Source organism: Mesorhizobium sp. C264A (assembly GCF_040324515.1).
In the GTDB taxonomy this organism is placed as follows: Bacteria; Pseudomonadota; Alphaproteobacteria; order Rhizobiales; family Rhizobiaceae; genus Mesorhizobium.
The window spans coordinates 1,909,060-1,933,133 of the sequence record NZ_JAMYVY010000002.1 but is presented as its reverse complement, the minus strand read 5'-3'; the positions used below and the strand labels follow the sequence as shown (position 1 = coordinate 1,933,133).

The 24,074-nt window shown below is 62.6% G+C and carries 28 protein-coding genes; 11 read left to right on the top strand and 17 right to left on the bottom strand.

All coding sequences use genetic code 11. The features are described from left to right. Positions 1-54: 54 nt before the first annotated feature. Genes NKL04_RS28535 through NKL04_RS28525 form a run of 3 tightly spaced genes read right to left on the bottom strand, consistent with a single transcriptional unit; the run spans position 55 to position 1,916 of the window. Positions 55-354: a GNAT family N-acetyltransferase gene (locus NKL04_RS28535; protein WP_023701355.1), complete on the bottom strand. Its 300-nt coding sequence runs from the start codon at positions 352-354 to the stop codon at positions 55-57. Further along, a complete protein-coding gene (locus NKL04_RS28530; protein WP_023701354.1) occupies positions 347-979 on the bottom strand; it encodes an alpha/beta hydrolase in 633 nt (210 codons plus the stop codon). Before NKL04_RS28530 ends, NKL04_RS28535 begins: the two co-directional genes overlap by 8 nt. Positions 980-983: 4 nt before the next feature. Beyond that, positions 984-1,916 (bottom strand): VOC family protein, encoded by a 933-nt coding sequence (locus NKL04_RS28525; RefSeq protein ID WP_023701353.1) that lies wholly within the window; start codon positions 1,914-1,916, stop codon positions 984-986. A 216-nt stretch (positions 1,917-2,132) separates the two neighbouring features. On the opposite strand from NKL04_RS28525, the gene NKL04_RS28520 reads away from it, so the two are divergent. Continuing rightward, the gene (locus tag NKL04_RS28520; protein ID WP_023701352.1) at positions 2,133-3,719 is read left to right on the top strand and encodes an alkaline phosphatase family protein; all 1,587 of its coding nucleotides are present in this window, start codon (positions 2,133-2,135) and stop codon (positions 3,717-3,719) included. A gap of 52 nt (positions 3,720-3,771) precedes the next feature. Here the strand turns inward: NKL04_RS28520 and NKL04_RS28515 are convergent, their stop codons facing one another. Continuing rightward, on the bottom strand, positions 3,772-5,076 hold the full coding sequence (locus tag NKL04_RS28515; RefSeq protein ID WP_023701351.1) for a PRC-barrel domain-containing protein: 1,305 nt from the start codon (positions 5,074-5,076) through the stop codon (positions 3,772-3,774). 258 nt (positions 5,077-5,334) lie between these two features. Here NKL04_RS28515 and NKL04_RS28510 point away from each other — a divergent pair, with 258 nt between their 5' ends. Beyond that, positions 5,335-6,255 (top strand): diacylglycerol/lipid kinase family protein, encoded by a 921-nt coding sequence (locus NKL04_RS28510; RefSeq protein ID WP_023701350.1) that lies wholly within the window; start codon positions 5,335-5,337, stop codon positions 6,253-6,255. A gap of 26 nt (positions 6,256-6,281) precedes the next feature. On the opposite strand, the gene NKL04_RS28505 is transcribed toward NKL04_RS28510, so the two are convergent. Continuing rightward, the gene (locus NKL04_RS28505) at positions 6,282-6,509 is read right to left on the bottom strand and encodes a hypothetical protein (protein WP_023696424.1); all 228 of its coding nucleotides are present in this window, start codon (positions 6,507-6,509) and stop codon (positions 6,282-6,284) included. A gap of 166 nt (positions 6,510-6,675) precedes the next feature. Between NKL04_RS28505 and NKL04_RS28500 the strand changes: the two genes are divergently transcribed. Further along, positions 6,676-8,196, top strand: coding sequence for a sensor histidine kinase (locus NKL04_RS28500; protein WP_502903370.1), 1,521 nt, complete (start codon positions 6,676-6,678; stop codon positions 8,194-8,196). A gap of 58 nt (positions 8,197-8,254) precedes the next feature. On the opposite strand, the gene NKL04_RS28495 is transcribed toward NKL04_RS28500, so the two are convergent. From NKL04_RS28495 to NKL04_RS28485, 3 genes are all read right to left on the bottom strand, one after another. Next, positions 8,255-8,716, bottom strand: a complete 462-nt coding sequence (locus NKL04_RS28495) for a hypothetical protein (RefSeq protein WP_023683962.1) — start codon at positions 8,714-8,716, stop codon at positions 8,255-8,257. Between the two features lie 11 nt (positions 8,717-8,727). Further along, on the bottom strand, positions 8,728-9,054 hold the full coding sequence (locus tag NKL04_RS28490) for an ElaB/YgaM/YqjD family protein (protein WP_023670092.1): 327 nt from the start codon (positions 9,052-9,054) through the stop codon (positions 8,728-8,730). Between the two features lie 124 nt (positions 9,055-9,178). Next, positions 9,179-9,940 (bottom strand): Crp/Fnr family transcriptional regulator, encoded by a 762-nt coding sequence (locus tag NKL04_RS28485; RefSeq protein ID WP_023670093.1) that lies wholly within the window; start codon positions 9,938-9,940, stop codon positions 9,179-9,181. 280 nt (positions 9,941-10,220) lie between these two features. On the opposite strand from NKL04_RS28485, the gene NKL04_RS28480 reads away from it, so the two are divergent. Next, the gene (locus NKL04_RS28480; RefSeq protein ID WP_023701348.1) at positions 10,221-10,598 is read left to right on the top strand and encodes a response regulator; all 378 of its coding nucleotides are present in this window, start codon (positions 10,221-10,223) and stop codon (positions 10,596-10,598) included. A gap of 56 nt (positions 10,599-10,654) precedes the next feature. On the opposite strand, the gene NKL04_RS28475 is transcribed toward NKL04_RS28480, so the two are convergent. Both NKL04_RS28475 and NKL04_RS28470 read right to left on the bottom strand, forming a co-directional pair. Next, the gene (locus NKL04_RS28475; protein ID WP_023670095.1) at positions 10,655-11,206 is read right to left on the bottom strand and encodes a sigma-70 family RNA polymerase sigma factor; all 552 of its coding nucleotides are present in this window, start codon (positions 11,204-11,206) and stop codon (positions 10,655-10,657) included. Positions 11,207-11,209: 3 nt separating this feature from the next. Then, on the bottom strand, positions 11,210-11,413 hold the full coding sequence (locus tag NKL04_RS28470; RefSeq protein ID WP_023670096.1) for a NepR family anti-sigma factor: 204 nt from the start codon (positions 11,411-11,413) through the stop codon (positions 11,210-11,212). Between the two features lie 212 nt (positions 11,414-11,625). Between NKL04_RS28470 and NKL04_RS28465 the strand changes: the two genes are divergently transcribed. From NKL04_RS28465 to NKL04_RS28440, 6 genes are all read left to right on the top strand, one after another. Next, the gene (locus tag NKL04_RS28465; RefSeq protein ID WP_023670097.1) at positions 11,626-12,420 is read left to right on the top strand and encodes a response regulator; all 795 of its coding nucleotides are present in this window, start codon (positions 11,626-11,628) and stop codon (positions 12,418-12,420) included. A 219-nt stretch (positions 12,421-12,639) separates the two neighbouring features. After that, positions 12,640-12,807: a DUF1328 domain-containing protein gene (locus NKL04_RS28460; protein WP_023670098.1), complete on the top strand. Its 168-nt coding sequence runs from the start codon at positions 12,640-12,642 to the stop codon at positions 12,805-12,807. A 160-nt stretch (positions 12,808-12,967) separates the two neighbouring features. After that, positions 12,968-14,002 (top strand): sensor histidine kinase, encoded by a 1,035-nt coding sequence (locus tag NKL04_RS28455; RefSeq protein WP_023701347.1) that lies wholly within the window; start codon positions 12,968-12,970, stop codon positions 14,000-14,002. Positions 14,003-14,131: 129 nt separating this feature from the next. Then, on the top strand, positions 14,132-14,308 hold the full coding sequence (locus NKL04_RS28450; protein WP_023683964.1) for a hypothetical protein: 177 nt from the start codon (positions 14,132-14,134) through the stop codon (positions 14,306-14,308). Between the two features lie 142 nt (positions 14,309-14,450). Next, positions 14,451-14,777 carry a hypothetical protein gene (locus NKL04_RS28445; RefSeq protein WP_023670101.1) on the top strand — a complete coding sequence of 109 codons (327 nt, stop codon included), beginning with the start codon at positions 14,451-14,453 and terminating at the stop codon, positions 14,775-14,777. Between the two features lie 83 nt (positions 14,778-14,860). Continuing rightward, positions 14,861-15,103 (top strand): YMGG-like glycine zipper-containing protein, encoded by a 243-nt coding sequence (locus NKL04_RS28440; RefSeq protein ID WP_023670102.1) that lies wholly within the window; start codon positions 14,861-14,863, stop codon positions 15,101-15,103. Positions 15,104-15,142: 39 nt separating this feature from the next. Here the strand turns inward: NKL04_RS28440 and NKL04_RS28435 are convergent, their stop codons facing one another. The 4 genes from NKL04_RS28435 to xylF form a co-directional block, all read right to left on the bottom strand. Next, complete coding sequence (locus NKL04_RS28435; protein ID WP_023670103.1) at positions 15,143-16,789, bottom strand: CHASE domain-containing protein; 1,647 nt, start codon at positions 16,787-16,789, stop codon at positions 15,143-15,145. Positions 16,790-16,945: 156 nt separating this feature from the next. Next, complete coding sequence (locus NKL04_RS28430; protein ID WP_023693682.1) at positions 16,946-17,743, bottom strand: ATP-binding cassette domain-containing protein; 798 nt, start codon at positions 17,741-17,743, stop codon at positions 16,946-16,948. A gap of 12 nt (positions 17,744-17,755) precedes the next feature. Continuing rightward, on the bottom strand, positions 17,756-19,072 hold the full coding sequence (locus tag NKL04_RS28425) for a sugar ABC transporter permease (protein WP_023701346.1): 1,317 nt from the start codon (positions 19,070-19,072) through the stop codon (positions 17,756-17,758). 144 nt (positions 19,073-19,216) lie between these two features. Further along, positions 19,217-20,257: a D-xylose ABC transporter substrate-binding protein gene (gene xylF, locus NKL04_RS28420; protein WP_023683968.1), complete on the bottom strand. Its 1,041-nt coding sequence runs from the start codon at positions 20,255-20,257 to the stop codon at positions 19,217-19,219. 265 nt (positions 20,258-20,522) lie between these two features. Between xylF and NKL04_RS28415 the strand changes: the two genes are divergently transcribed. Then, positions 20,523-21,758 carry an ROK family protein gene (locus tag NKL04_RS28415; protein WP_023706295.1) on the top strand — a complete coding sequence of 412 codons (1,236 nt, stop codon included), beginning with the start codon at positions 20,523-20,525 and terminating at the stop codon, positions 21,756-21,758. Between the two features lie 30 nt (positions 21,759-21,788). On the opposite strand, the gene phoB is transcribed toward NKL04_RS28415, so the two are convergent. From phoB to pstB, 3 genes are read right to left on the bottom strand one after another with little or no spacing between them, the layout of a single operon-like run. Beyond that, positions 21,789-22,478, bottom strand: a complete 690-nt coding sequence (phoB, locus tag NKL04_RS28410) for a phosphate regulon transcriptional regulator PhoB (protein ID WP_023822590.1) — start codon at positions 22,476-22,478, stop codon at positions 21,789-21,791. A gap of 16 nt (positions 22,479-22,494) precedes the next feature. After that, complete coding sequence (gene phoU, locus NKL04_RS28405) at positions 22,495-23,199, bottom strand: phosphate signaling complex protein PhoU (protein ID WP_023670109.1); 705 nt, start codon at positions 23,197-23,199, stop codon at positions 22,495-22,497. 40 nt (positions 23,200-23,239) lie between these two features. After that, on the bottom strand, positions 23,240-24,064 hold the full coding sequence (gene pstB, locus NKL04_RS28400; RefSeq protein ID WP_023670110.1) for a phosphate ABC transporter ATP-binding protein PstB: 825 nt from the start codon (positions 24,062-24,064) through the stop codon (positions 23,240-23,242). Between the last annotated feature and the right edge of the window lie 10 nt (positions 24,065-24,074).

Here is a 24,074-nt window from a genome sequence, read left to right as displayed (position 1 = left end):
AATTCGCCTTCGGCGACCGGCAACTCACCCCACAAGGGAAGAAGGGAAAAAGGTCTATTGCTTCAGCACATCCGCCCATTCCGGATGGCGGCGGAACTGGGCGTTGGCGAAGGGGCAGAGCGGAATGATCTTCTTGCCCACTGCCCGCGCATCCTCGACGGCGCGGGTGACGAGCCGAAGGCCGGCGCCCTGGCCGCGAAACACGTCCGGCACTTCGGTGTGATCGATGATGATCTGGTGCTCGCCGACCTTGGTGAAGGTCATTTCCGCCTCGGCGCCGCCGGGTCCGCGCAGCACATAACGTCCCTTCGAGCCGCGGTCCTCGAGTTCGATCTCAGGCGATTCGTCAGGCATCGCTTGCTCCTTCAACCGGCACGGCAGCGAAAAGCCGCCTTGCCGCTTCGATCTCGTTTGGCCGAATTTCGTGGCCGCCATCGTGCCACTCCACTGTGACATCGGCGCCATCGGCGCGCAAATAGGCCTCCAGCCGGGATGTCAGGTTGGGCGGGCAAATCGGATCGCGTTTGCCGGCGGTGACCAGGATGCGGCGTCCGGCAATGCTGCCCTGCACCTGCGGTTCGAACGGGATCAGCGGGTGCATCAGCACCGCCGCATCGAACAGCTCGGGCGCGGCGAACATTACGGACGCCAGGATGTTGGCGCCGTTGGAATAGCCGAGACCCAAGACCGAAGATGGCCTTGCCGCTGCCACCTGCGCCTTGATGAAACCGGCCATCTTGCCGGTCGCCCGCGCGAGGTCGTCCATGTCGTAGACGCCCTCGCCGGTGCGGCGGAAGAAACGCGCCGCACCATGCTCGGAAACATCGCCGCGCGGCGACACGATCGTCGCCTGTGGCGCGAGGTCGCGCCCAAGCGACAGCAGCTGGCTCTCGTCCGCGCCGGTGCCGTGAAAGACGAAGAGCAGCGGGCCGCCGGGCGAACCCGGCAGCGCCTTATGGATGTAAGCTTGCTTGCTCATCGTCTCAGCCCTCCAGCTTCTGCAGATGCTCTTCAAGATAGGGCCGCAGATGCTGGTGCTGCGTCGGCAGTTTCAGGGCTTCGCCGAGATGGGCGGTGTCCTCGTCGCGGTCGAAGCCCGGCTCATTGGTGGCGACTTCGAACAGCACGCCGCCCGGCGTGCGGAAGTAGATCGCCCAGAAATAGTCGCGGTCGATCACCGGCGTCACGCCATAACCCGTATCGATCAGCGCCTTGCGCACTTCGAGCTGCTGGGCGCGGTTCTCCACCGCGAAGGCGACATGGTGGACCGAGCCGGCGCCGAGATTGGCAAAGCCCGCCGTAGGCAGCGATTCGATGTCGACGACATCAGCGCCGTTGCCGTTCTTGATGGCGAGCCGGCTGACACTGCCGGACTTGTCCACTTGCTCATAGCCCATGAACTTCAACAGCTCTTCCGTAGCGCCACCATCCTTCAATCTGAGCGAGACCGAGTGGAAGCCGCGTATCGCCTCATCAGCGGGAATGCCGCCTTTCAACCATGGCGCGCGGCTGTCCGCTTTGTCTTCGACCAGCGCGAAACCGTCGCGGTCGGGACCGGCGAAGGCCAGCCGCTTCTCGCCGAACGTCTCTTCGCGGGAGACACCCGCAACGCCTTCATCGGCGAAGCGCTTTTCCCAATAGCCGAGCGTGCCGGCCGGCACCGAATAGGCCGTGGTACCGACCTCGCCGACGCCGTGGCGGCCCCTGGCAATGTCCGGGAACGGAAAATAGGTCATCACCGAGCCGGGCGTACCGTGCTCGTCACCATAATAGAGGTGATAGACATCTGGCGCGTCGAAGTTGACCGTCTTCTTGACCCGGCGCAGGCCGAGCTTGTGCGTGAAGAAATCATTGTTCTGGCGCGCATCGCCGGCCATCGACGTCACGTGATGCAGGCCCTTGATCTGGTCGAGCATTGTCTTGCTCCTTCCCTTCGGTTTGCGGCTCTTGCCGCTGTCCACGCCTATATGAGTGGCCGCCTGGCAATGCAAAGGCGGCAAACTCAGAATGGACTGTATCCCAATAGTGAACAGCAGGAAATTTTCGTTCACCATTTTAGCAAGACTGACAGGCTTGCGCTGCCGCCAAATTCCGGTTCATTGAACGTCTTCCCGACGTGACAGGATAGAGCATTGGCCGCGAAAAGCAGACGCCCGAACATCCTATTGATCTCCTGCGACCAATGGCGGGGCGATTGCCTGTCGGCTGCCGGCCATGCCGTGGTGAAGACGCCGAATGCCGATGCGCTCGCCGCCGAAGGCGTCCTGTTCAAGCGGCATTACGGCGGCGCGGCGCCCTGCTCGCCGGCCCGCGCGTGCCTCTACACCGGCCTCTACCAGATGAACAATCGCGTCTGCCGCAACGGCACGCCGCTCGACGCCCGCCACGGCAACATGGCGCTTTCGGCCCGCGCCCTCGGCTATGATCCGACTTTGTTCGGCTACACCGACGTCTCGCCCGATCCGCGCACGATGGCGCCGGGCGATCCCCGGCTGAAAAGCTATGAGGGCGTGCTGCCCGGCTTCAGCGTTCGCCAGTTCCTGCCTGAGCATCAGAAACCATGGCTGTCATGGCTGAAGGCACGTGGCGTCGACACCAGCGCGGGCTCTCCCGGCATTCACCGCCCCGTGGGCGGGGAAGCGGGCGACGCCGTGACCAGCGCGCCGCCTGTCTATTCCAGGGACGAGACGCCGACCGCTTTTCTTGCCGGCGAATTCATTCGCTGGCTGGACGAACAGGATTCGCCATGGTTCGCGCATGTCTCCTTCATCAGCCCGCATCCGCCCTTTGTCGTACCGCGGCCCTACAACACGCTGTATGATCCGGCGGACGGACCGCCCTTCCGCCATGTCGAGACTTGGCAGGCCGAGGCGCAAAGGCATCCCTATCTGGCTTACGACCTTGGTCGCCAGAAGCGGAGAAGCTTCCGCCCCGGCACCGACGGCCACGTGCGCGACTGGGGCGACGACAACATCCGGGCCATCCGCGCGATCTATTACGGCATGATCTCGGAGGTCGACGCGCAGCTTGGCCGCATCTGGCAAGCGATCAAGACGGCGAATGCATGGGATGACACCATCATCGTGCTGACTTCGGACCACGCCGAGATGATGGGCGACCATTTCATGCTGGGCAAAGGCGGCTTCTTCGACGGCAGCTATCACATCCCATTGATCGTGCGCGACCCGCGTCACGGCAATGCAGCCGGCTCGACCGTCAACCACTTCACCGAGGCCGTCGACATCTTCCCGACCTTGCTCGATCTGCTGGACGCCGACGCCCAGCTGCATCTCGACGGCCGCTCGCTAAAACCGTTCCTGCAAGATGAACCGCCTAAGGATTGGCGCGACGCGGCGCATTGGGAGTTCGACTTCCGCTCGATTGCCAGCGGTGAGGCCGAACGGCATTTCGGCATCGGCTCGCGCCAGTGCAACCTCGCCGTCATCCGTACGGAAAAATTCAAATACGTGCATTTCGGCGGCGGCCTGCCGCCGCTGCTCTTCGACATGCAGAAGGATCCGGGCGAACTGGCCAACGTTGCCGCCGACCCGGCCTATCTCAGCGTGCGGCTTGAATTTGCCGAGCGACTGCTTGCCTGGCGCGCCGAGCATCTTGACCAGTCGTTGGCGCTTGCAGAGCTGACGGACGAAGGGGTGGTGGATATGTGGGCAGGCAGTAGGCAGCAGGCAGCAGGCAGCAGAATGTTTCCGGCTGCCTGATGCCTAGTCGCTTGGTTTTTCGCCTACTGCCTAATCCCTACTGCCTATTCCCTTACTGTACCATCATCCGCTGCTGGTCGCGCTTCTCGGCATAGCTGCCCTTGTCATACGCAGCCTGCGCCTGCAGCTGCTCCTTGGTGAAGTTGGTGTAGAGATATTTGTTGCCGTCCTTGTCGGTCATGAATTTGAGCTTGTCCATGCCGACCGCGACCTCCTTGGCGCCGATGCCTAGAAAGCCGCCGACATCGATGATGACGGCATCCGGCTTGCTGTCGGGCGTGAGCACGACGTCGCCGATCTCGCCGACCTTGGCGTCGTTGGCGCCATAGACGGTGGTGCCCTTCAGGTCGTCGCCTCTGATGTTGCCGACCGGCATTTCGGTCAGTGTCGACTTGTCGATCGCTGCCGTTTGCGTCGGATCGGTGGCTTTTGTACCGGCCGGAGCTTCCGCGGTCTTGTCCGCTGGCTGAGCATTGTCAGCCGGTGCAACGGCCGTCGGGGCAGCGGGAGCAGTCGGCTGCGTTGCGTCGGAGGTTGTCGTCACCGGCGCCGGATCATAGGGCTTGCGGTCGAAATCAGGCTGCGCCTGCAGTTCCTCCTTGGTCGTCTGCGCCACCAGCCAGCGATCGCCGTTCTTTTCGGCCCACCGTGCCTTGGCGAAATCATAGGTGACGTTCTTTTCACCCATGCCGAGGAAGCCGCCGACGCCGATCACCAGCGACTGCGCCTTGCCATCCTTGGTCAGCACGATGTCGTTGACGTCGCCGATATTCTGGGCATCGTCGCCAGTGCCATTGTAGACATTCTCGCCGATGATGTTGGTTGCGAGATTGCCGTCAGCGCGTTTCACCGCCGGTTCTGACGGCGCGGCGTTGAGATCAACCGGCTTCTGCGGGTCGTTCTGCGCCGTGGAAGCAGGCGCCGGGGCCGGATCGTAGGGCTTACGGTCGAAGTCGGGCAGCGCCGTCAACGCTTCTTTCGTCGTCTCGGCGACGAGCCAGCGATCACCATTCCTCTCGACCCATTGCAACTTGCCGTAGTCGAAGGCGACGTTCTTGCTGCCTATGCCGAGGAAGCCGCCAACGCCGATAATGGCGGATTTCGCCTGGCCGTTTTCATCGAGGACGACGTCGCTGACGTCACCGATCTTCTGCGCATCGTCGCCAGTGCCATTGTACACCGACTCCCCGATGACATTGGTCATCAGCGCGCCGTCGGCCTGTTGCGGCGCCGGCGCGATGGTGGCAGGGGCTTCAGCCGGCGCTGGGGTCGTCGCCGGGGTCGTCGTTGACTGCGCAAACGCACCGGTAGCGATCAGCGTTGCGAGTGCGGTCGTCGCGAACAGTGTGCGGATCATGATTAAGTCTCCTCTTGCGTGATCTCGTGCGCGCCGCAATCGGCAAACCACTTGCCGGGAGACCGAAGGCGGCGCCTCCAATGGGATCACAACGTTGTGACAAGGCGCTTGTTCCGAAAAAACGGGAGCATCGAAATACCCTGGGCAAGTCCGCGGAATCGCCCGACATTCCCGCCCGGCCGATGGAACCTTTGCCAAGCTTGCCCGTTTCAGCCTGCGGCTGGCATTCCGGCCGCTAAAAATAATACGGAGTGGGGCATGCGATTTGCAGCGGTGCTGAACCGGGACGGCGGCACCTTGCGGACCACCGATCTTTCAGCGCTAACCGACCGGATGCGCCAGACGCTCGAGGCGGCTGGTCACTCCATCGAGATCGACATCGTCGCCGGCAAGGAGATTGTCGCGGCGCTCGACAAGGTCGCCGCGCGGCGCGACTTCGACGTCGTGCTGGCCGGTGGCGGCGACGGCACCATTTCGGCCGCCGCGGGGCGGCTGATGAATGGCAAGAAGGCGCTGGCCGTCCTGCCTGCAGGAACAATGAACCTGTTCGCCCGCGGCCTTGGAATTCCGCAGACCATCGATGGCGCGCTGAAGTCCTTTGCCGACGGCGAGATCATGGCGGTCGATATCGCGAGCGCGAATGGCCGGCCGTTCGTGCATCAGTTCTCGATCGGCCTGCACGCCAGGATGGTGAAGCTGCGCGACAATATGGAATTCGCCTCGCGCCTGGGAAAGATTCGCGCCTCGGCCAAGGCCGCTTGGACGACGATCAACAATCCTCCAGCCATGAAGGTGACATTGACGGTCGGCGAAGCCGAAATCGTGACCCGCATCAGCGGCATCGGCATTTCCAACAATCTGTTTGGCGAAGGCCATCTGCCTTATGCCGACAATCCTGCCGGCGGCGTGCTCGGCATCTATGTAACCGTGGCGCGGCAGCGTGGCGAGCTGGTCAGGGCGCTCTTCGACATGGCTCGAGGCAGGTGGCGCGACAGCGACCATGTCGAAACCCATCAGGCCGACAAGGCAATCGTGAAAATCCATACAGGGAGCAAGAAATTCGGCGCCGTCATCGACGGCGAACTGGTCAAGCTGGAGCGTGAAACGACAATCCAGATCCACCCTGGCGCACTGAACGTCCTGGTTCCGGCGCAAGCCGCCCAGGCAAAGGCCGCCTGATGCGATTACGAATGACGAGGAAAACCCTAGCCGCCCGACTGCCCCTCGCCGGCTGGCGCGCTCTGGTTGGCCGGCGCGGTCTGGCCGGTGGGCTGCCCCTGGCTTTCAGGGGTATCTGGATCTATCTTTTGGCCATAAATCTCGGCCGCTCCCCAAGCAATGAAAGCCAGGAGCAACGCGGCGACCAATATGCGCAGGCCGTGCCAGCCCCAGCGCCCCTGACGGGCTTTGTTTTCAGGGGCGATCTTAGTCATTGGCGGCGTTCCCGTCGTGCAACCGGGATGGTGGATAAAACCATCGCCGGCGAAACATGGTGGGGTAACGATTGCTTGCTACAAAAGTTCCGGCGCGCGACGGCCGCGCAAGGTGCGCGCCACCGCGGGTGGGGCCTGCAAGCGAGGGGGCTTGGTGGATAGCAAGGTGGCGAAGCAGGCTGGTTTGCCGGTTGAGGTCCGCCGCGCCGTGGCGGCGCCGGAGCGGCTTGCCGTACTGCACGGGCTTGACGCGATCGACACCGACTCCGATCCCGACTTCGATCGCATCACCGGCCTTGCCGCCGCCGTGATGCGGGCGCCGATCGCGCTCGTCACGCTGCTCGACACCGAACGACAGTGGTTCAAATCCTGTGTCGGCTTCAACGAGACCGAAACCGCGACCGACATATCGTTCTGCGCCCATACCATTGCCGCCGGCGACGAGCCCATGGTGGTGCCGGATGCCAGCATCGACCCTCGCTTCTCCCGCAACCCGCTGGTCACCGGCGAACACCATGTCCGCTTTTATGTCGGCGCGCCGATGGTGGTCGCCGGCGCGCGCGTCGGTACGGTGTGCGTACTCGACCGGGAGCCGCATGAACTTCCGTCCGCTGCCGCGCTCGATCATTTGAAATCGCTGGCCAGCCTCGCCGCCAGCCTGTTTACCCTCAAGGACGCCACCCGCAGCGGCGCCATTGCCACGGCTGCTTTGGCGCAGGAGGAAAAGCGCCGAGCCATAGCGCTCGATGCCGCCTCGCTCGCCAGTTGGGCCTGGGATATCCGCACCGACATGATCGAATGCGACGTGCGTTTGTCGGAGCTGTTCAACCTGCCGCGTTCGAACCGGCTGCGGGCGCGCGACATTTTGGCCGCCATCGACCCGCGCGACGTCTACCAGACCGAGACGCGCTTTCGCGATGCCCTGACCGGCAGCGACGACTATTTCGGCGAATACCGGGTCAAAGGCTTCGATCCGCCGCGCTGGATAGTCACCCGCGGCCGCGTCATCGAGCGCGACGGCGAAGGCAAGCCGACGCTTATCTTTGGCGTCAACTACGACATCTCGGAACGCAAGCTCGGCGAGGACCGGCAAAGGCTGCTGCTGCGTGAGCTCAACCATCGGGTCAAGAACACGCTGGCGACGGTGCAGGCGCTGGCGACGCAGACCGTTCGCCACGCTCGCCGCCCAAGCGAATTCCTGGAAGCCTTCGGCGCCAGGCTGCAGGCGCTGGGCGCTGCCCATAACCTGCTGTCGGATCGCGAATGGCGCGGCATCGGTATTCGCGAACTGATGCAGATCGAGGTCAAGCCGTTCGATTCGGCAGAACGGCCGCGCATCGTGATCTCCGGTCCGGAGCTGCTGCTTTCGCCTGACCAGGCGGTGGGGCTCGGCCTGATCATGCACGAACTGGCCAGCAACGCGCTGCAATACGGATCGCTGTCGGTTGGCTCGGGGAAGGTCGATGTCGACTGGAAGGCGGCGGGCAAGAAAGGCGCGCGCCGCCTTGTGCTGACCTGGAGCGAAAGCGGTGGGCCGAAAGTCGACCCGCCGGAACGCCAGGGCTTCGGCTCTATCCTGATCCGCCGCAGCCTCGCGAAGGTTTTATCGAGCGAAGTGACCCACGAATTCCGCAGCGAAGGCGTGTTCGCCGAAATATCGATGCCGCTTGAAGATCTGCCGGCTTAAAGCAATTTCAGAAGTGCGAAGCGGTTTTCCCGGGAACAGCGTATCAGCGCGACGCGCTTTAGTCGGCTTCGCTGTCTGGATCGCCCGGATCCGGCTTGACGTTCTCACGGTAGATGGCATAGGCCGCGAGCGCGATCATCGGGCCGAGAATGACGCCCTTCCCGCCTTTCCCCTTGAGCAAGGCCGGCAGCACGGCAAGCGCCGCGGTGATACCGAGCGCCTTCAGGTCGGCATTGCGCCTTCGCGCACGTCGGCGTGCACGCGTTCCAGCCGCAAGTTGATGAATGAGCACGATAAGCCCGGCCAGTACCAGGAAACCAGCGGCGAAGCCAAGACAGGCGGCCATCGAGCCATAACGGTCAGCCGCCCAGATGTAGGCCGCCCCCAGGAGAAACCCGAGGCCGCACAGGGCAGCCACGGCGGCGAGCCCGTAGACGATTGCCGCCGTGCGCGCGCGGCGCATGGCGGCAATGGCTTCACCCGAGGCCAAGGCCGAGATAAGCGGTGCCAGCATGCCCATCTCTGTCGAAACTAGCGCCGGGCAAGAAGCGCAAACAGGAAGCCGACGCCGGCCGCGATCGCCAGTGAAGTGACCGGCTTCTCGCGCACATTGGCCGTGATCTGGGCCTCAAGATCCTTGGCGTTGCCACGCAGGCTGTCGAAGACGGCTTCGCCCTGCGCGCGCAACTGGTCGACGCCTTCGGCAGCAGCGCGCCGCGCCGTGCCGTAACCATGTTCGCCGGTCTTGGCCAATTGCTTGGTCAACTTTTCGATATCCGCCTTCAACTGCCGAATGTCGGCTTCCAGGTCGGCGTTCGTCTGACTTTCGTTGGCGGTTTTTCCTGCGGCAGTTGCCATTCTAAACTCCTTGCGTTTGCTTGGCTTCAAACGCCCGACACACGTCATGGTTCCGAAATCGGAGACCGTATCCATGAAAGGGTGTTTGCAAGTGCGAGTCCAGCCCCAGATGGAGGCCTGCCTGTCAGATCAGCGGCCGACGGCCTTCGCTTAGGCCCTCCCAGCGCGCGAGATCCTTCAGCCCCTCCCCGTCGATCACTTCGCAACCGCCGTCGCGCCAGGCGATCAGCTTGCGATCGATGAGCTTGCGGATCGTCTTGTTGGTGTGGACCAGCGACAGGCCGAGCGTATCGGCGACATGCTGCTGGGTAATCGGGATTTGCACCGGCGCCTTGCCGTTGAGCCCGACTGCCGCCGCGCGGCTGGCGATGAAGGCAATGAGATAGGCGGTGCGCTCGACCGCCGTGCGCCGACCGACGCTGAGCAGGTTCTCGTCCAGCATGCGCTCCTCGCGCGACGCCAGCCAGGTAATGTCGTAAGCAAGGCCCGGATGGTTGCGGTAGAGCTCGTGCAGGTTTTCACGCTCGAAGACGCACAACAGCATGGGCGACAGCGCCTCGACCGAGTGCTGCATTTCGCCCATCAGGCTGCCCTGCAGCCCGATAAGATCGCCGGGCATGGAGTAGTTCAGGATCTGGCGCCTGCCGTCCGACAATAGTTTGTAGCGGAAGGCCCAGCCCGAAAGCACGGTGTAGAGATGAGCACTTTGGCTGCCTTCGACCAGCACTGTGGCGCCCTTGTCGACGGCCAGTTCGCCCTTCTTGAACATGCTGACATAGGCAAGCTCCTGCTTCTCGAATTCCCGGAACACCGGCAATGGCCGAAGCGGGCAGATCTCGCATGGGTACTGACGGCTGGAAAACGAACGACCATTCTGGCCAGACATTTCGATCCCTCTTTCGAAAGTCTCTTGCCAGAGACTGAGTGCTACGCCTTTGCAAGGCCGCGGTTCCGCTGCCGATGGCATGTCTTTTTTAAATGACAGGATGGCAAATAGCGATCATGACTCGCTACACTCCACTGAGGCGAATTCGAAGCTCGCTTTTGGAGTAGAGCCGGTGGGCGAACTTTTCGGATTAAGGCCTGACCGATCCCCCCAAGGTCCGCGATGCGGTTGACTGGAGTCACTGTACCCGATGCTGCAAGAATTGAGGAGAGATTGCCAAGTGCCGCCATTGCTTGAGGGATTGCGAATTCTTGTCTTGGAGGATGAATTCCTGATCGCCATGGATGTCGAGCAGCTTTGCCGCGACCATGGCGCGAGCGACGTAGTGATTGCCCGCGCTCTGGCCGAGATCGATGAGCAGAAGGTCGTTGGCGAGTTCGACGCCGCTATCGTGGACCTCATGCTGGGCGGAACGTCCACACTCGATTTCGCCGCGCGGCTGCGCCAATGGGGCCTGCCGTTTGTCTTTGCCTCCGGCTATTCGGACCCCGATGAGATCAAAGGGTCTTTTCCCGGCATCCGCCTGGTCACCAAGCCTTATTCGGGGACCGATCTCGTCGAGGCTCTGGCGGCGGCCTGCGGCCGCGCGCCAGTCTGAGATATCTTCGATGCGTATGTGTAAAGAGCCCAGGCCCGCAAACGGGGCCTCCGCCGTCAGGCAGCGTTTGAACCCGTCACCTGGGACGAGATCGCGTCCGGCCCGTATTCGTCTTCGCCGGAGATTTTGAGGATCTCCTGCAACCGCGTGCGGGCCCGGCTGACCCGGCTCTTGATCGTTCCGACCGCACAGCCGCAGATTTCGGCGGCCTCTTCATAGGAAAAGCCTGAAGCGCCGATGAGGATGATGGCTTCGCGCTGGTCCTCGGGGAGTTGCTCGAGCGCGCCGCGGAAATCCTTGAGGTCAAGCTGGCCGTGCTGAGCCGGATGAACGGCAAGCCTGGCCGTCATGATGCCGTCGCTGTCCTGCACCTCGCGGCCGCGCTTGCGCATCTGGGAATAGAACTCGTTGCGCAGGATGGTGAACAGCCATGCCTTGAGATTGGTGCCGGGCTGAAAGCTCTCATGCTTGTCCCAAGCCTTGACCAGCGTCTCCTGCACCAGATCGTCGGCCTTGTCGGCATTCTGCGTCAGCGACACGGCAAAGGCCCGCAGGCTCGGGATCGAGCCGAGCAGGTCGGTCTTGAACCCTTGTGAGACAGCTGCCATGCCTCAGTCCTTCTTCTGTGCAGGTTCGGCCTTTTCCAATTGGCTGAGCAACTGGGCAAAGCGATCCGGCACATTGTCCGAGACCAGCTCGTCATAATATTGTTTGAGTTTGCGGCCGATTTCCGAATTCGCCCCGAGCGGGTCGCCGGAATTGGCCCGGCGCCTGTCAGCGGCGCCAGCCAGCGTTTCTTTATTCATGTCCTTCATTTCGCCCTTAAATCCAGCGCCCCGAGCCGCCCCATTACACAACGCAAAGCGGCCCCCTCGTCTGGTTGCCCATCGCACCACAAACGTCGCCCGTACGGTTTCGTTCCACAAGTCTCGGAACTTTTTCGCAAAACCCGCGTTTGGGTGTTGGGGCTTGCAATCAGCTCGACCTGCAATCTATGCAATCACGTCATCTGAGGGAGACGTCTACCATGAGCCTTTCCGCAACCATCGCTCCGCACCTGCCGTTCCTGCGCCGCTTTTCACGCGCCGTATCCGGATCGCAGGAGAGTGGCGATGCGCTGGTCGCCGCGATGCTCGAAGCCATCATCGCCGACGTCGACATCTTCCCGCAAGCGTCAAGCGACCGCATCGCGCTCTACAAGGTATTCGCCAAACTGTTCACCTCCATTGCCATCCGCGTTCCGCAGGAGCAGGCACAATCGGCATGGGAGCAGCGCGCCGCCGCCAATCTGAACGCCATTGCGCCACGGCCACGCCAGGCTTTCCTGCTGGTCGCGGTCGAAGGCTTCGGTGAAGACGAGGCAGCTGAAATTCTCGATGTCGACGCCAAGGAATTCTCCGAACTGCTTGCCCAGGCGAGCAACGAGATCTCTCGCCAGGTGGCGACCGATGTGCTGATCATCGAGGACGAGCCGCTGATCGCCATGGACATCGAGGAAATGGTCGAGAGCCTCGGCCACCACGTGGTCGGAACCGCGCGCACCCATACCGAGGCGGTGGCGATGTTCGGCAAGACAAGGCCGAAGATGGTGCTGGCCGACATTCAGCTTGCCGATGGCAGCTCGGGTATCGATGCGGTCAACGAAATCCTGTCGTCGACTTCGGTGCCGGTAATCTTCATCACCGCCTTCCCCGAACGTCTGCTGACCGGCGAGCGGCCTGAACCGGCCTTCCTCGTCACCAAGCCGTTCAATCCCGACATGGTCAAGGCGCTGATCAGCCAAGCGCTGTTCTTCGACCGGCAGGCCAAGGCCGCCGCGTGAAGTAGGGCCTTCAATCTCCAACTTTTCGCCGCCTCGCAGCGTTGCCGGCACTGGCGATCGCCTAGCCCGGCGATCGGCGGCTGCCCGGCGCTCCGTATGGGGCGCACGCGCGTGAATCAACTCGCATCCGGCCTCTTCCAAAGACCTTCTTTTTCGGCAAATGGTGGAACAAACAGCAATCACTCACGTTCTTGATTCAGTATCGGAAGGAGACAGATCATGCTCTACTGGGCGCTCGTATTTCTCGTCGTGGCGATCATCGCCGGCGCGCTTGGTTTCGGCGGCATCGCCGGTACCTCGGCCGGTATCGCGCAAATATTGTTCTTCATCTTTCTCGCCTTCCTCGTCATCTCGCTTCTGGCCGGCCTGTTCAGACGGGCATCGTAGGAGCGGGCGAACACTGGAAGCCGCACCCCTCAAACGGTTTCCAGCCACCGCCGGGCGATGTCCTCCAACGGGACATCGTCCGGCGGACCTTTTCTGGGGACCTACTCAGGAACTGAGTCCAAGTGAATCGTTCGGTCCTGATCAGGTGGACAGGTGATTGATGCGTTCTATTGGCGGAGGCGAGAGCGGACAGGGCGACGAGGTGATCGCACTGCACCCGGCTGAAAGCGGAATGCAGCTTGGCCGCGCCTTGCTTCACGCTCTGCACAATGCCGGCATTTCCGTCCTCTATCAGGATCGTGAATTGAAGACTGTATGGGCCCGCAACATGCGTGCGCCGTGGGTTTCCGACACAGCCGACAGCAACGGCGCGCTGCCACCGGCGCAAGCTGAGCAAATCGCCGCCGCCAAAAGCAATGTGATCGCTTGCGGCAATCCGGAACGCCTTGAACTGAGTGTTCCCACCGGTGATGGCATGCGCTGGTTCCAGGTATGGGTCGATGCCGATCGGGGCCATCGCGGCGACGTGCAGGGCGTCGTCACCACGATGGTGGAAACCACCGAGCAGAAACGCCGCGAACAGACGCTGAAGACGCTGTTGCGCGAAGTCAGCCACCGCTCCAAGAACCTGTTGGCCATCATCCAAAGTATTGCCACCCAGACCGGCCGCTATTCCGAGACACCCGACGATTTCCTGAAGCGCTTTCGCGGCCGCCTGCAGTCACTGGCTTCCTCCCAGGATCTGGTAACGTCGTCGAACTGGCGGGGTGCAGCACTTCGCGAGCTTATCCGCGGCCAGGTCGTTCGCTACGGCGCCGATCCCGCGCAGAGCCTGCGCTTCAATGGCGTCAACCCCTACCTCAATCCCAACGCGGCCATTCATATTGGACTGGCAATGCACGAACTCGCCGTCAATTCATTCAGCTACGGCGCCCTGGCGCGGCCGGACGGCTTTGTCGAGGTAACCGCCGATCTGTCGAACGTCGCAGAGGCCGCAGACAAGCCGGCTTTGTCGCTGACCTGGGTCGAGGCCATTGTCGCCAATGATAACAGGCGCACCGAGAAACGCTTCGGCAGCGTTGCCCTCGAACGTGTCGTGCCGGCATCGCTGAACGGCACGGCGACGCTGGAGATCACCAGTGACCGCCTCGAATATCGCCTCGTCGTTCCGCACGGCAATTTCGAAACCGAATGAGCGGCGGGATTCCTTAACCGGCTGTTCACCATAAAATCCGATGCTGTGGTTCCCAGAGATTGCTGGATCTTGACCGATTCAACCGATGTTTCGGCCGCAGCCTGCAACGCGAGTATGGGAGGAATGATCATGACGGTTGCCGATATGAACAGGCTGGAGCAGGCCGCCCGGGTGTCGATGAGCGGCTTTCAGGATCCTGACGCTTCAGCCTCGCCTTTGCAGCACGCCTGGCATCCCTTGCTTCGCGTCGCCGCTGTCGCGCTCGTCGCCGCTGTTGTGCTGATCGTGGCGTCGCAATTGGTCTGAGCCAGATGCTCAGGTTCACGCTGCTCCCAAGCAGCCTGGCTCAGAAACTGTCCAGCTCGTAGCCGACCAATTATTAACGCCCCTTTCGGCACAGGAACTTTGACGGCTGTGGACCGTTCTTATGGCGAGAGGACGTGTCGCCGTGGAACACATCGCCGCTTTGCTTCTGGTAATTGGCTGTTCGAACAACATGACCGAATGCCGTGAACTGCCGGTGCCGGTCAGTGTTTTCGAAACCGCCGAAGCATGCACGGCAGAACGTCCATTCGCTGCCGGCGACGTGCAGGGTCAGGCCGAGCACGTCGTTGCCAAATGTCTTACGGTCGACCCCGCGCTGGAGGATGATTACGACCAGATCGTCTGGAACGTGCGCCCGGACGGCACCCTCGACGCGTCTTTGCAGATTTCCAGTGTCGTGGTCGCGTCGAACGCCACGCGCCGCGAAAAAGACTCTCTTAGCCAACAATAAGATCGAGCGGGCAAAGGCTGCTGTTTCGTGCTAAATAGCGGCTGGAGCTTACTAAAGTGAGGACAAAAGTGAGGAGAGATTCTATGCGGAAATTGATTATTGCCATGGTTGCGGTGGTCGCCGTCAGCGGCTGCAGCACGACCGAGCAGGATGTCGGTGTCGGCGCCGGTGTCGGTGCTTTGGCCGGCGGACTGATCGGCGGCGGCAAGGGTGCGCTGATCGGCGCAGCCGTTGGCGCCGGTTCCGGCCTGCTGGTGCGCAACCTGCGCAACGGCTATTGCCAGTATCGCGACAATCGCGGCCGGCTCTACACCGCTCGCTGCTGATCCGCTTCAAAAGCGTCAGACAATCGCGACGGAGACCGGTCAGCCGGTCTCCGTTTGTTTGACTGCATCAGGCTGCGGGATCCTGATTTCCACCGTAAGCCCATCGATGCGAAAATCTCGGGCAATCGTGCCGCGCAATTCGCGCGTGACATTGAGGTCGATCAGCTTGGTGCCGAAGCCGGTCTTCGCCGGCGCTTCGAGTTCCTTCTGCCCGGCCTCGCGCCAGTTCAGAACCAGCATCCGCTCGGACCCGCGCCCCTCGAACGACCAGTCGACCTTGAGCGCACCCACGGAATTGCCGGCCTCGCCATATTTCAGCGCATTCGTCGCCAGTTCGTGAAAGGTCAGGCCAAGCGCCTGCGTCGTCCTCTCGTCGAGCAGCACCTGAGGCCCTGACAATATCCCTTCCGGAAGCTCCTTGCCGAACACCTGGCCGAGCTCGATGCGCAGCAGGTCGCCAAGATCGGCCTTCTGCCAGCGCGAACGCGTCAGCATATCCTGGGAAGCCGCCATTGCCTGCAGGCGGGCTGAGAAGGAAGTTGAGAACTCCTTCACGTCGGTTGCTTGCGCTGCCGTCTGGCGCGCAATCGCCAGCACCCGCGTGATCGAATTCTTGATCCGATGCTTCATCTCCTGCAGCATCAAATCCTTTTCGAGCAGGCTTTTTTCCGTCGTTTCATGCAGCAGCGACTTGGCGTCGTAGGCGCGCTCCTGGTAGCGCGCCACCAACGCGATGGCCCCGGCCAGAAGCAGGCCGAACAGCCCGAGCATGACCGGAATGGCGCGCGAGGACGGTTGCGAAAATGCACTTGTCGGCCGAAACAGCACCGTCCACGGCCGACCGGCGACGATGATCTTGCGCGTCACCAACAGCCTGTCGCCAAAGCTCGCAACCGGCGGCGTTTCCGACTGGAACAGAAGATTGTCGGCGTCGGCCGTGCCGTCATAGACCGCGGTGTTGACCGGCAGCAAAGGCGTGCGGCTGAGCGCGGTCTGGAACAGGTCGCGGGCGCGGAAGGCCGCGTAGAGAAGGCCTGATGTCGATGATCTGGACGCATTGATACCATCCGGCGCGGTTTCGACATTGAGCCTGACGAAGACCAGGAAACCGGTAAAGGTCTGCGCCGCGCCAGTGTCCTGGCCGAGCTGGACCAGACCGCTTGCGTGCTGTGCGTCATCGGCCATCGCTTTTTCGATCGCCTCGCGCCGCACCGGCTCGGTGAACATGTCGTAGCCGATGGTGGATTCGTTGGCAGGGTCGAGCGGCTCGAACAGCACGACGGGCGTGCGCCATGGCTGTGTCGTGTCCGGATAGACCGTGTGGGCGGCGCCGCGGTCGCGCAACATGTCGCGCTCGACCGCCGCTTCGTCACCGGTCTTGGCCAGCCTGAGATAGCCGATGCCGCGCAGGCCGGCGAAATTGTTATCGACATCGAGGGCGCTGAAGAAGGCCTTGAATTCGCTACCTGAAATCTCGCCATTGCGGGCGTCGAACAGCGCCTGCGTCGAGCGCAGCAGTGACAGATGCAGATCGATACGGCTTTCGATGCGGTTGAGCGCGTCGTCGGCCGTCGCCTCGAACTTGATGCGCGCCGCTTCCTGGGTCGCGAAATAGGCGAAGCCCGCCATCGTCAGGCTGATCAGTGCAACGGCAATGAAGGCAAGGATCGGGAAAAACTTCTTCAACGCAGGCCCATGGACGGTTCGGGACCTTTATGGGCAAGTCGCCGCGGCAAGACAATGGCGCGGCTAAGCCATAATGACAGCTGGCATATCATGCATATTTAGCCGGCTTATCGATCTCGAGCATCAGTGAACATGACAGCTGACGATAGCGTGGTCTCAGGCCGCGATCTTCAGCGCACCCGGACCGGGAATGGCGCCGGGCGGGCACTTTCCCAGGATGATCATGCCGAGCACTTCGTCCTGGGTCACATCGGTGGTGCGCGCGGTGCCGACGACCTGGCCGTTCTTCATCACGCAGACTCGGTCGGCAAGCTCGAACACGTCGTGAATGTCGTGGCTGATCAGGAAAATGCCGATGCCGTCGGCCTTGAGCTGCTTGACCAGTTCGCCGACCTGCGCCGTCTCCTGCGGCCCAAGCGCGGCCGTCGGTTCGTCCATGATCAGGATGCGGGCGTTGAACAGGATGGCGCGTGCGATCGCCACCGACTGGCGCTGGCCGCCCGACAGCTTGATTACCGGCTCCTTGAACCGCTGGAAGCGCGGATTGAGCCGGCCCATCACCTTGCGCGCCTCGGCCTCCATGGCGACATCGTCGAGTGTCCCCCACGCGGTCATCAGTTCGCGGCCGAGGAAGAGGTTGGCGGCAGCGTCGACATTGTCGGCCAGCGCAAGCGTCTGGTAGATCGTTTCGATGCCGTATTTCTTGGCGTCGCGCGGATTGGAGATCGAGGCCTCCTGGCCGTTGACCAAGATCTGGCCGGCATCGCGCTTGTAGGCGCCCGACAGGATCTTGATCAGCGTCGACTTACCGGCGCCGTTGTGGCCAAGCAGCGCCACCACTTCGCCCGGGAAAAGATCGATGGACGCATCGTCGACGGCGCGAATGCCACCGAACGCGATCGAGATGTTGCGCATGTCGATCAGTGGCGTACCGGTGGGAGCCGTTTTTTCCATAATCGTTCCTCCCTAGACGCGCTTGCGGTAGACGGTGTCGAGCCAGACGGCGATGACCAGGACAGCGCCAACGACAATGCTCTGCAGCGGCGAGTCGATGCCGAGCAGCACCATGCCGGATTGCAGCGACTGCATCAGAAGCGCGCCGAGCATGGCGCCCATCACCGTTCCGGCGCCGCCCGCGAGCGACGTGCCGCCGATGACAGCGGCCGCGATCACCAAAAGCTCGTCCAGTGTGCCCAGCGCATTGGTTGACGCATTGAGACGGGCCGACGAGATCGCCGCGCTGATTGCAGCCAGCACACCCATGATCATGAACACCTTCATGGTCACCCAGCGCGTGTTGATGCCGGCGAGTTCCGCTGCCTCCGGATTGCCGCCGATGGCGAAGACATAGCGGCCGAAACGCGTGCGCTTGGTGATGAACGTCATGATGATGCCGACAATCACCGCCATCAGCACCGGTATGGCGATGCCATGCGCGATGAACAGCCCGCCTTCGGGAACGGTGATGCCGTTCTGCTGTGCGTACTGGCGCACGATGCCGATCGGCCATGGATAGGAATTGGCGATCCACACGGCGCCGAGGATGGCCGCGCAAGCGACCACGCCAAGCAAGGTCTCGGCCCAGACGGGGCGCAGTGGAAAGCTGAAGCGCTTGCGCTGCGAGCGACCGTTGAGCAGCGCGAAGGCGACCGCCGCGCAGGCGACAATGCCGACGATCCAGCTGGCAGCGGCGCCAATCGAGCCGCGTGGTCCGCCGCCCATCAGCTGGAAGGTGGCGTCGAGTGGCGCGACCGTGCGCCCGCTGGTGATGAGCCATGCCATGCCGCGCCAGACCAGCAGGCCACCAAGCGTCACGATAAAGGCCGGAACCTGCATATAGGCGATGATGAAGCCCTGGAACGCGCCGATCAGCAGACCAAGCACCACGCCGGCGGCAAGCGCGACGATCCAGAGCCAGGGGTTTCCAAGCTGGAAGCCGATGACGCGAATCAGGAATTCGGCCTGTGCCACGCCCATGATCATGCCGATCACGCCTTCGACGGAGCCCACCGAAAGGTCGATGTTGCGCATCACGATGACCAATACCATGCCGGTCGCCATGATCGCGACCGAGGACGTCTGCACCGACAGGTTCCAAAGATTGCGCGGCGTCAGGAAAAGCCCACCCGACAGGATATGTATGCCGACCCAGATGACCAGCAGCGCGCCGACCATGCCGAGCATGCGCGTGTCGAGCTCGGTCGCTTTCAGGAACCGGGCGACCGCGCCGAGTTCAGACGCTCGTGCCGTATCGGCCTGCGGATTTGAGGTCGTGTCGGTCATGATGTCCTCCAGCGGCTTGCCGTCTGGCGCGGATGCCGGACCACAGCCTAGAAGTTTGCCGCCGATGGCGGAAACACACAATTCTCGTAGAGAAAACGCCGCGGCTTGACAGCCGCGGCGCCTCATTTCTTCAAGTCGTCGAGATCAGTTGCAAGCCGCGACGCTGCCGGCGGCGACGCCCGTGCAGACTTCGTCCTTCTTGATCCAGCCGGCGTCGATGACGACGTTGAGGTTGTCCTTGGTGATCGCGACGGGGGTCAGGAACAGCGACTTGACGGTGTTGCCGCCAGGCGTGGTGAAGTCCTTGGCGCCGGCAATGTCGCCCGTCTTCTTGCCATCGGCAAGCTGCGAGGCGATCTCGGCGGCGTTCTTGCCGAGTTCGCGCGCGTCCTTCCACACCGACACCGTCTGCGTGCCGAGCGCGATGCGGTTCAGAGCGGCATGGTCGCCGTCCTGGCCGGAGACCGGAACCGTTCCGGCAAGGCCCTGCGCCGTCAGCGCGGCGACAACGCCGCCGGCGGTGCCGTCATTGGCCGCAACCACGGCATCGACCTTGTTGTCATTGGCGGTCAGGAACTGTTCCATGTTCTTCTGGGCATTGGCCGGCAGCCAGCCATCGGTATAGGCCTCGCCGACATTCTTGATCTTGCCCGAGTCGATGGCTTCCTTGAGCACTTCCATCGAGCCCGAGAACAGGAAATCGGCATTCGGATCCGAGCCCGAGCCCTTGATGAAGACATAGTTGCCTTCGGGCTTCGCCTTGAACACTTCGCGGGCCTGCATGCGGCCGACTTCCTTGTTATCGAAGGTCAGGTAGAAGACGTCCTTGTTCTCGATCAGGCGGTCATAGCCGACGACCGGAATGCCTTCGTCCAGCGCCTTCTGCACCGCCGGGCCGATGGCCGAGGCGTCCTGCGCCAGGATGATCAGCGAGTTGGCGCCCTGCGAGATCAGGCTTTCGACGTCGGTCAGCTGCTTGCCGGGATTGGACTGCGCGTCGGCCGAAATGTACTTGTCGCCGGCAGCCTCGATCGCCGTTTTCATCGCCGCCTCGTCGGTCTTCCAGCGCTCTTCCTGGAAGTTCGACCACGACACGCCGATGACCTTGTCCTTCGCCTGCGCGACCGACATCAGCGCCAGCGACATGGCGACACCCGCCAGCATGGCGGCTGCAAATCTGTTCATCATAATCCTCCCTGCGCCGCGTGCGGCGCGACAAAACTGGCCCGAGGGCCGGCACACAGAGGCCCTATTTTTTCGAGCCTCGAAAAAATACTGGTTCAATGATAAGGCGCTGTCAACATCGATTCTGATGGATTCTGATGGCCTTGCCGAATTTTTTCGAGGTCCGCAATAAACAATGACAGGGCTGCCGGCGTCTGCCAATATTTGGCTGGTGCCGTCGAACGCCTTCACTATCATGAGGCGCGAGGAGGCCGGGAGGAAACAAATGTCGGTTGGAATCCGCCACGACGATCTGCGCCGTCGCAACCGTGCCATGGTGATTTCGGCCGTGCGCCGGGCCGGCCAGCCGTCGCGGACCGAGATTGCGGCGACCACCGGCCTCAGCCACTCGACCATATCGGCAATCTCGTCTGATCTGATTCAAGAAGGCGTCCTGATTGAAGGCAAACCTGGCGAGACAGGCGCACTGAAACGCGGCCGGCCGCAGGTCGGCCTTGGCCTCAACCCGGAAGCGGCGGCGGTGATGACCGTCGTGCTGTCGCTCAATTTCCTGTCCGTCACCGTCATCGACTATGCCGGCCACGTCGTCGCCGAGGAACAGCGCCGGCTGGACACGCTGACCAAGCCGCGCGACGAGCTGATTGGCGAATGCGTAGCAATCGTCCGGCGGCGGCTTGAGGATCCCGACCTCGATGTCCAGAGCATCGCCCGCATTGCCATGGGCATCCAGGGCATCACCGATTCGCAGGCGCGCGCCATGCTGTGGTCGCCAATCACGCCACTGACCGACATTGCCTTCGCCGACATGTTGGAAGTGGAATTCGGCATTCCGGCCACCATGGAGAACGACTGCAATATGATGGCGGTGGCGCTGCAATGGCGCCAGCCCGAGCGCTACCGCGACAACTTTATCGCCATCCTCTTGTCGCACGGCATCGGCATGGGACTGGTGCTGAAAGGCGAACTGTTCACCGGCACCCATTCCTCGGGCGGCGAGTTCGGCCACATGATCCACCGTCCGGGCGGCGCGCTCTGCCGCTGCGGGCGGCGCGGCTGCGTCGAGGCCTATGCCGGAAACTACGCCATCTGGCGCAGCGCCAAAATGATGGGCGAGGATGCCGAGCCGGTCGATATCGGCGACGCTGATATGCGCGCACTCGCCGCGCGCGCCCGCGAAACCGATGGCCCGGAGCGCGAAGCCTATCGCAGGGCCGGTGAGGCGCTCGGCTTCGGCCTCGGCAGCCTGTTTGCTCTGATCGATCCGGCACCCGTCGCCATGGTCGGCGTCAGCGCCGCCGCCTTCGACCTGATCGAACCGGCATTGCGCGAAGCGATCGCCCAGACCGCCGGCGGCCAGCACTCGAAATCGATCTCCTTCGACACCGAGCCCAACGAGCTGCCGCTGATCCGCGAAGGCTGCGCCATGCGCGCGCTCGGCTTCGTCGACCAGGAGATTTTCGCGCCGGGCATTCAGGCGAAATCCGGCAAGCATGTCGCCTGAATGGCCGGCAACGGCGCGACGCGCAGCATCCTAGTCTTCCCTAATAGCGTAGCCGGCGCCGCGAATGGTACGGATGACATCCGGCATGCGGCCGTTGTTGACGGCCTTGCGCAGCCGCCCGACATGCACGTCGACGGTTCGCTCGTCTATATAGATCGTCTCGCCCCAGACATTGTCGAGCAGTTGGCTGCGCGAGAACACGCGGCCGGGATGGCGCATCATGAATTCGAGCAGCCGGAACTCGGTCGGTCCGAGCCTGATCTCGCTCTTCTTGCGGTAGACCCGGTGCGATTCTCGATCGAGCACGATGTCGCCGACCTTGAGCACGCTCGACAGCACTTCCGGCTTGGCGCGGCGCAGCAGCGCTTTCACGCGCGCCATGAACTCCGGCGTCGAGAATGGCTTGACCAGATAGTCGTCGGCACCGGTGGACAGGCCGCGCACGCGGTCGCTTTCCTCACCGCGCGCGGTCAGCATGATGATCGGCAGCCGCTCGGTTTCGGGCCGCACTCTAAGCCGCCGGCAGAGCTCGATGCCGGAAACAGCCGGCACCATCCAGTCGAGCACCAGGAGATCGGGCACGTTTTCCTGCAGGCGGATCTCGGCCTCGTCGCCGCGTGTCACCACCTCGACCTGATAGCCTTCGGATTCGAGGTTGTAGCGGAGGAGCACGCCTAGTGGCTCCTCGTCCTCCACGACCATGATGCGTGGCGCGATCATAGGCAGTTCACCCTCATCAGGCCGGCGTGGCCATCGCCGTCTCGTCCTGCTTCGGACGATTGGCGGGCAATTGCTGGCCGGTCAGCACATAATACGCATTTTCGGCGATGTTGGTGACATGATCGCCGATGCGCTCAAGATTCTTGGCGCAGAACAAGAGATGCGTGCAGGCGGTGATGTTGCGAGGGTCTTCCATCATGTAGGTCAAGAGCTCACGAAACACGGACGTGTATTTGACGTCGATGCGCTCGTCGTCATTCCTGAGTTTTGCAAGAGCTGCCGCATCGGTGGCGGCATATTCCTCGACGACGCCTTGCACCTGGATCAGCACCAGTTGCGCCATGGCATCGATGGAGTGCGAGAGGTCGCGCGGCGTGACGCTCAAGCCCACGGTGCCGACGCGTTTGGCGATGTTCTTGGCGAGATCGCCGATGCGCTCGAGGTCGCCGGCCATGCGGATCGAGCCGACCACGGCGCGCAGATCGTTGGCCATCGGCTGGCGCTTGGCGATCAGCGTGATGGCGCGGTCGTCCAGTTCGCGCTGGCGCGCATCCATGATGGCGTCGTCGGAAACGACACGCTGTGCCAGCGCATTGTCCGAATTGAGCAGCGCCCTGGTCGAGCCGCTGACCATCGAGCCTGCCAGATCGCCCATGTCGCGGATCAGCTTGCTGATCTGCCCGAGCTCTTCATCGAAGGAGGCGACGGTATGTTCACCCATGATCTTGGTCCTCGTGCCTGAAATTCACCCGCCGGAAGGTTCAGCCGAAGCGGCCGGTAATGTAATCTTGGGTGCGCTTGTCGTCGGGGTTGGTGAACATCTTGTCGGTTGCGCCCTCCTCGACGAGATAGCCGAGATGGAACATCGCCGTGCGCTGCGACACGCGCGCCGCCTGCTGCATCGAATGGGTGACGATGACGATCGTGTAGTTCTGGCGCAGTTCGTCGATCAGCTCCTCGACACGGGCGGTGGCGATCGGATCAAGCGCCGAGCAGGGCTCATCCATCAGGATCACTTCCGGCGACACGGCGATGGCGCGCGCGATGCACAGGCGCTGCTGCTGGCCGCCGGACAGGCCGGTGCCGGGCTCCTGCAGGCGGTCCTTGACCTCGTTCCAGATCGCCGCCTTCTTCAGGCTCTGCTCGACGATCTGGTCCATGTCGGACTTGCGCTTGGCCAGCCCATGGATGCGCGGGCCGTAGGCGACGTTCTCGTAGATCGACTTCGGGAACGGATTGGGTTTCTGGAACACCATGCCGACGCGTGCGCGCAGTTCGACGACATCGATGTTCTTGTCGTAGATGTCGTCTTCATCGAGCGTGATCTTGCCGGTCACCCGCGCCGAATCGATGGTGTCGTTCATGCGGTTGAGGCAGCGCAGGAAGGTCGACTTGCCGCAGCCGGACGGGCCGATCAGCGCCGTCACCTGGTTCTGGCGGACGTCGAGATTGACGTCGAACAACGCCTGCTTCTCGCCGTAGAAGACGCCGACCTTGTCGCCGCGCATCTTGATGACTTCGTTCGACTTGGCGTTCATTTTGTCGCCCACTGCATTTTCAAGGGACTGTTCGGTCATGATGTTCATACCAAATTGC

What these genes read in the sequence shown, in the direction of transcription:
- NKL04_RS28415 (WP_023706295.1), top strand. Translation starts at nt 20,523, where the DNA reads ATGTCGGTTGGAATCCGCCACGACGATCTGCGCCGTCGCAACCGTGCC.
- NKL04_RS28495 (WP_023683962.1), bottom strand. Translation starts at nt 8,716, where the DNA reads ATGGGCATGCTGGCACCGCTTATCTCGGCCTTGGCCTCGGGTGAAGCC.
- NKL04_RS28505 (WP_023696424.1), bottom strand. Translation starts at nt 6,509, where the DNA reads ATGACTAAGATCGCCCCTGAAAACAAAGCCCGTCAGGGGCGCTGGGGC.
- NKL04_RS28515 (WP_023701351.1), bottom strand. Translation starts at nt 5,076, where the DNA reads ATGATCCGCACACTGTTCGCGACGACCGCACTCGCAACGCTGATCGCT.
- NKL04_RS28530 (WP_023701354.1), bottom strand. Translation starts at nt 979, where the DNA reads ATGAGCAAGCAAGCTTACATCCATAAGGCGCTGCCGGGTTCGCCCGGC.
- phoB (WP_023822590.1), bottom strand. Translation starts at nt 22,478, where the DNA reads ATGATCGCGCCACGCATCATGGTCGTGGAGGACGAGGAGCCACTAGGC.
- NKL04_RS28430 (WP_023693682.1), bottom strand. Translation starts at nt 17,743, where the DNA reads ATGGAAAAAACGGCTCCCACCGGTACGCCACTGATCGACATGCGCAAC.
- NKL04_RS28485 (WP_023670093.1), bottom strand. Translation starts at nt 9,940, where the DNA reads ATGTCTGGCCAGAATGGTCGTTCGTTTTCCAGCCGTCAGTACCCATGC.
- NKL04_RS28460 (WP_023670098.1), top strand. Translation starts at nt 12,640, where the DNA reads ATGCTCTACTGGGCGCTCGTATTTCTCGTCGTGGCGATCATCGCCGGC.
- NKL04_RS28455 (WP_023701347.1), top strand. Translation starts at nt 12,968, where the DNA reads ATGCGTTCTATTGGCGGAGGCGAGAGCGGACAGGGCGACGAGGTGATC.
- NKL04_RS28510 (WP_023701350.1), top strand. Translation starts at nt 5,335, where the DNA reads ATGCGATTTGCAGCGGTGCTGAACCGGGACGGCGGCACCTTGCGGACC.
- NKL04_RS28470 (WP_023670096.1), bottom strand. Translation starts at nt 11,413, where the DNA reads ATGAAGGACATGAATAAAGAAACGCTGGCTGGCGCCGCTGACAGGCGC.
- NKL04_RS28535 (WP_023701355.1), bottom strand. Translation starts at nt 354, where the DNA reads ATGCCTGACGAATCGCCTGAGATCGAACTCGAGGACCGCGGCTCGAAG.
- NKL04_RS28465 (WP_023670097.1), top strand. Translation starts at nt 11,626, where the DNA reads ATGAGCCTTTCCGCAACCATCGCTCCGCACCTGCCGTTCCTGCGCCGC.
- pstB (WP_023670110.1), bottom strand. Translation starts at nt 24,064, where the DNA reads ATGAACATCATGACCGAACAGTCCCTTGAAAATGCAGTGGGCGACAAA.
- phoU (WP_023670109.1), bottom strand. Translation starts at nt 23,199, where the DNA reads ATGGGTGAACATACCGTCGCCTCCTTCGATGAAGAGCTCGGGCAGATC.
- NKL04_RS28525 (WP_023701353.1), bottom strand. Translation starts at nt 1,916, where the DNA reads ATGCTCGACCAGATCAAGGGCCTGCATCACGTGACGTCGATGGCCGGC.
- NKL04_RS28490 (WP_023670092.1), bottom strand. Translation starts at nt 9,054, where the DNA reads ATGGCAACTGCCGCAGGAAAAACCGCCAACGAAAGTCAGACGAACGCC.
- NKL04_RS28450 (WP_023683964.1), top strand. Translation starts at nt 14,132, where the DNA reads ATGACGGTTGCCGATATGAACAGGCTGGAGCAGGCCGCCCGGGTGTCG.
- NKL04_RS28425 (WP_023701346.1), bottom strand. Translation starts at nt 19,072, where the DNA reads ATGACCGACACGACCTCAAATCCGCAGGCCGATACGGCACGAGCGTCT.
- NKL04_RS28440 (WP_023670102.1), top strand. Translation starts at nt 14,861, where the DNA reads ATGCGGAAATTGATTATTGCCATGGTTGCGGTGGTCGCCGTCAGCGGC.
- xylF (WP_023683968.1), bottom strand. Translation starts at nt 20,257, where the DNA reads ATGAACAGATTTGCAGCCGCCATGCTGGCGGGTGTCGCCATGTCGCTG.
- NKL04_RS28475 (WP_023670095.1), bottom strand. Translation starts at nt 11,206, where the DNA reads ATGGCAGCTGTCTCACAAGGGTTCAAGACCGACCTGCTCGGCTCGATC.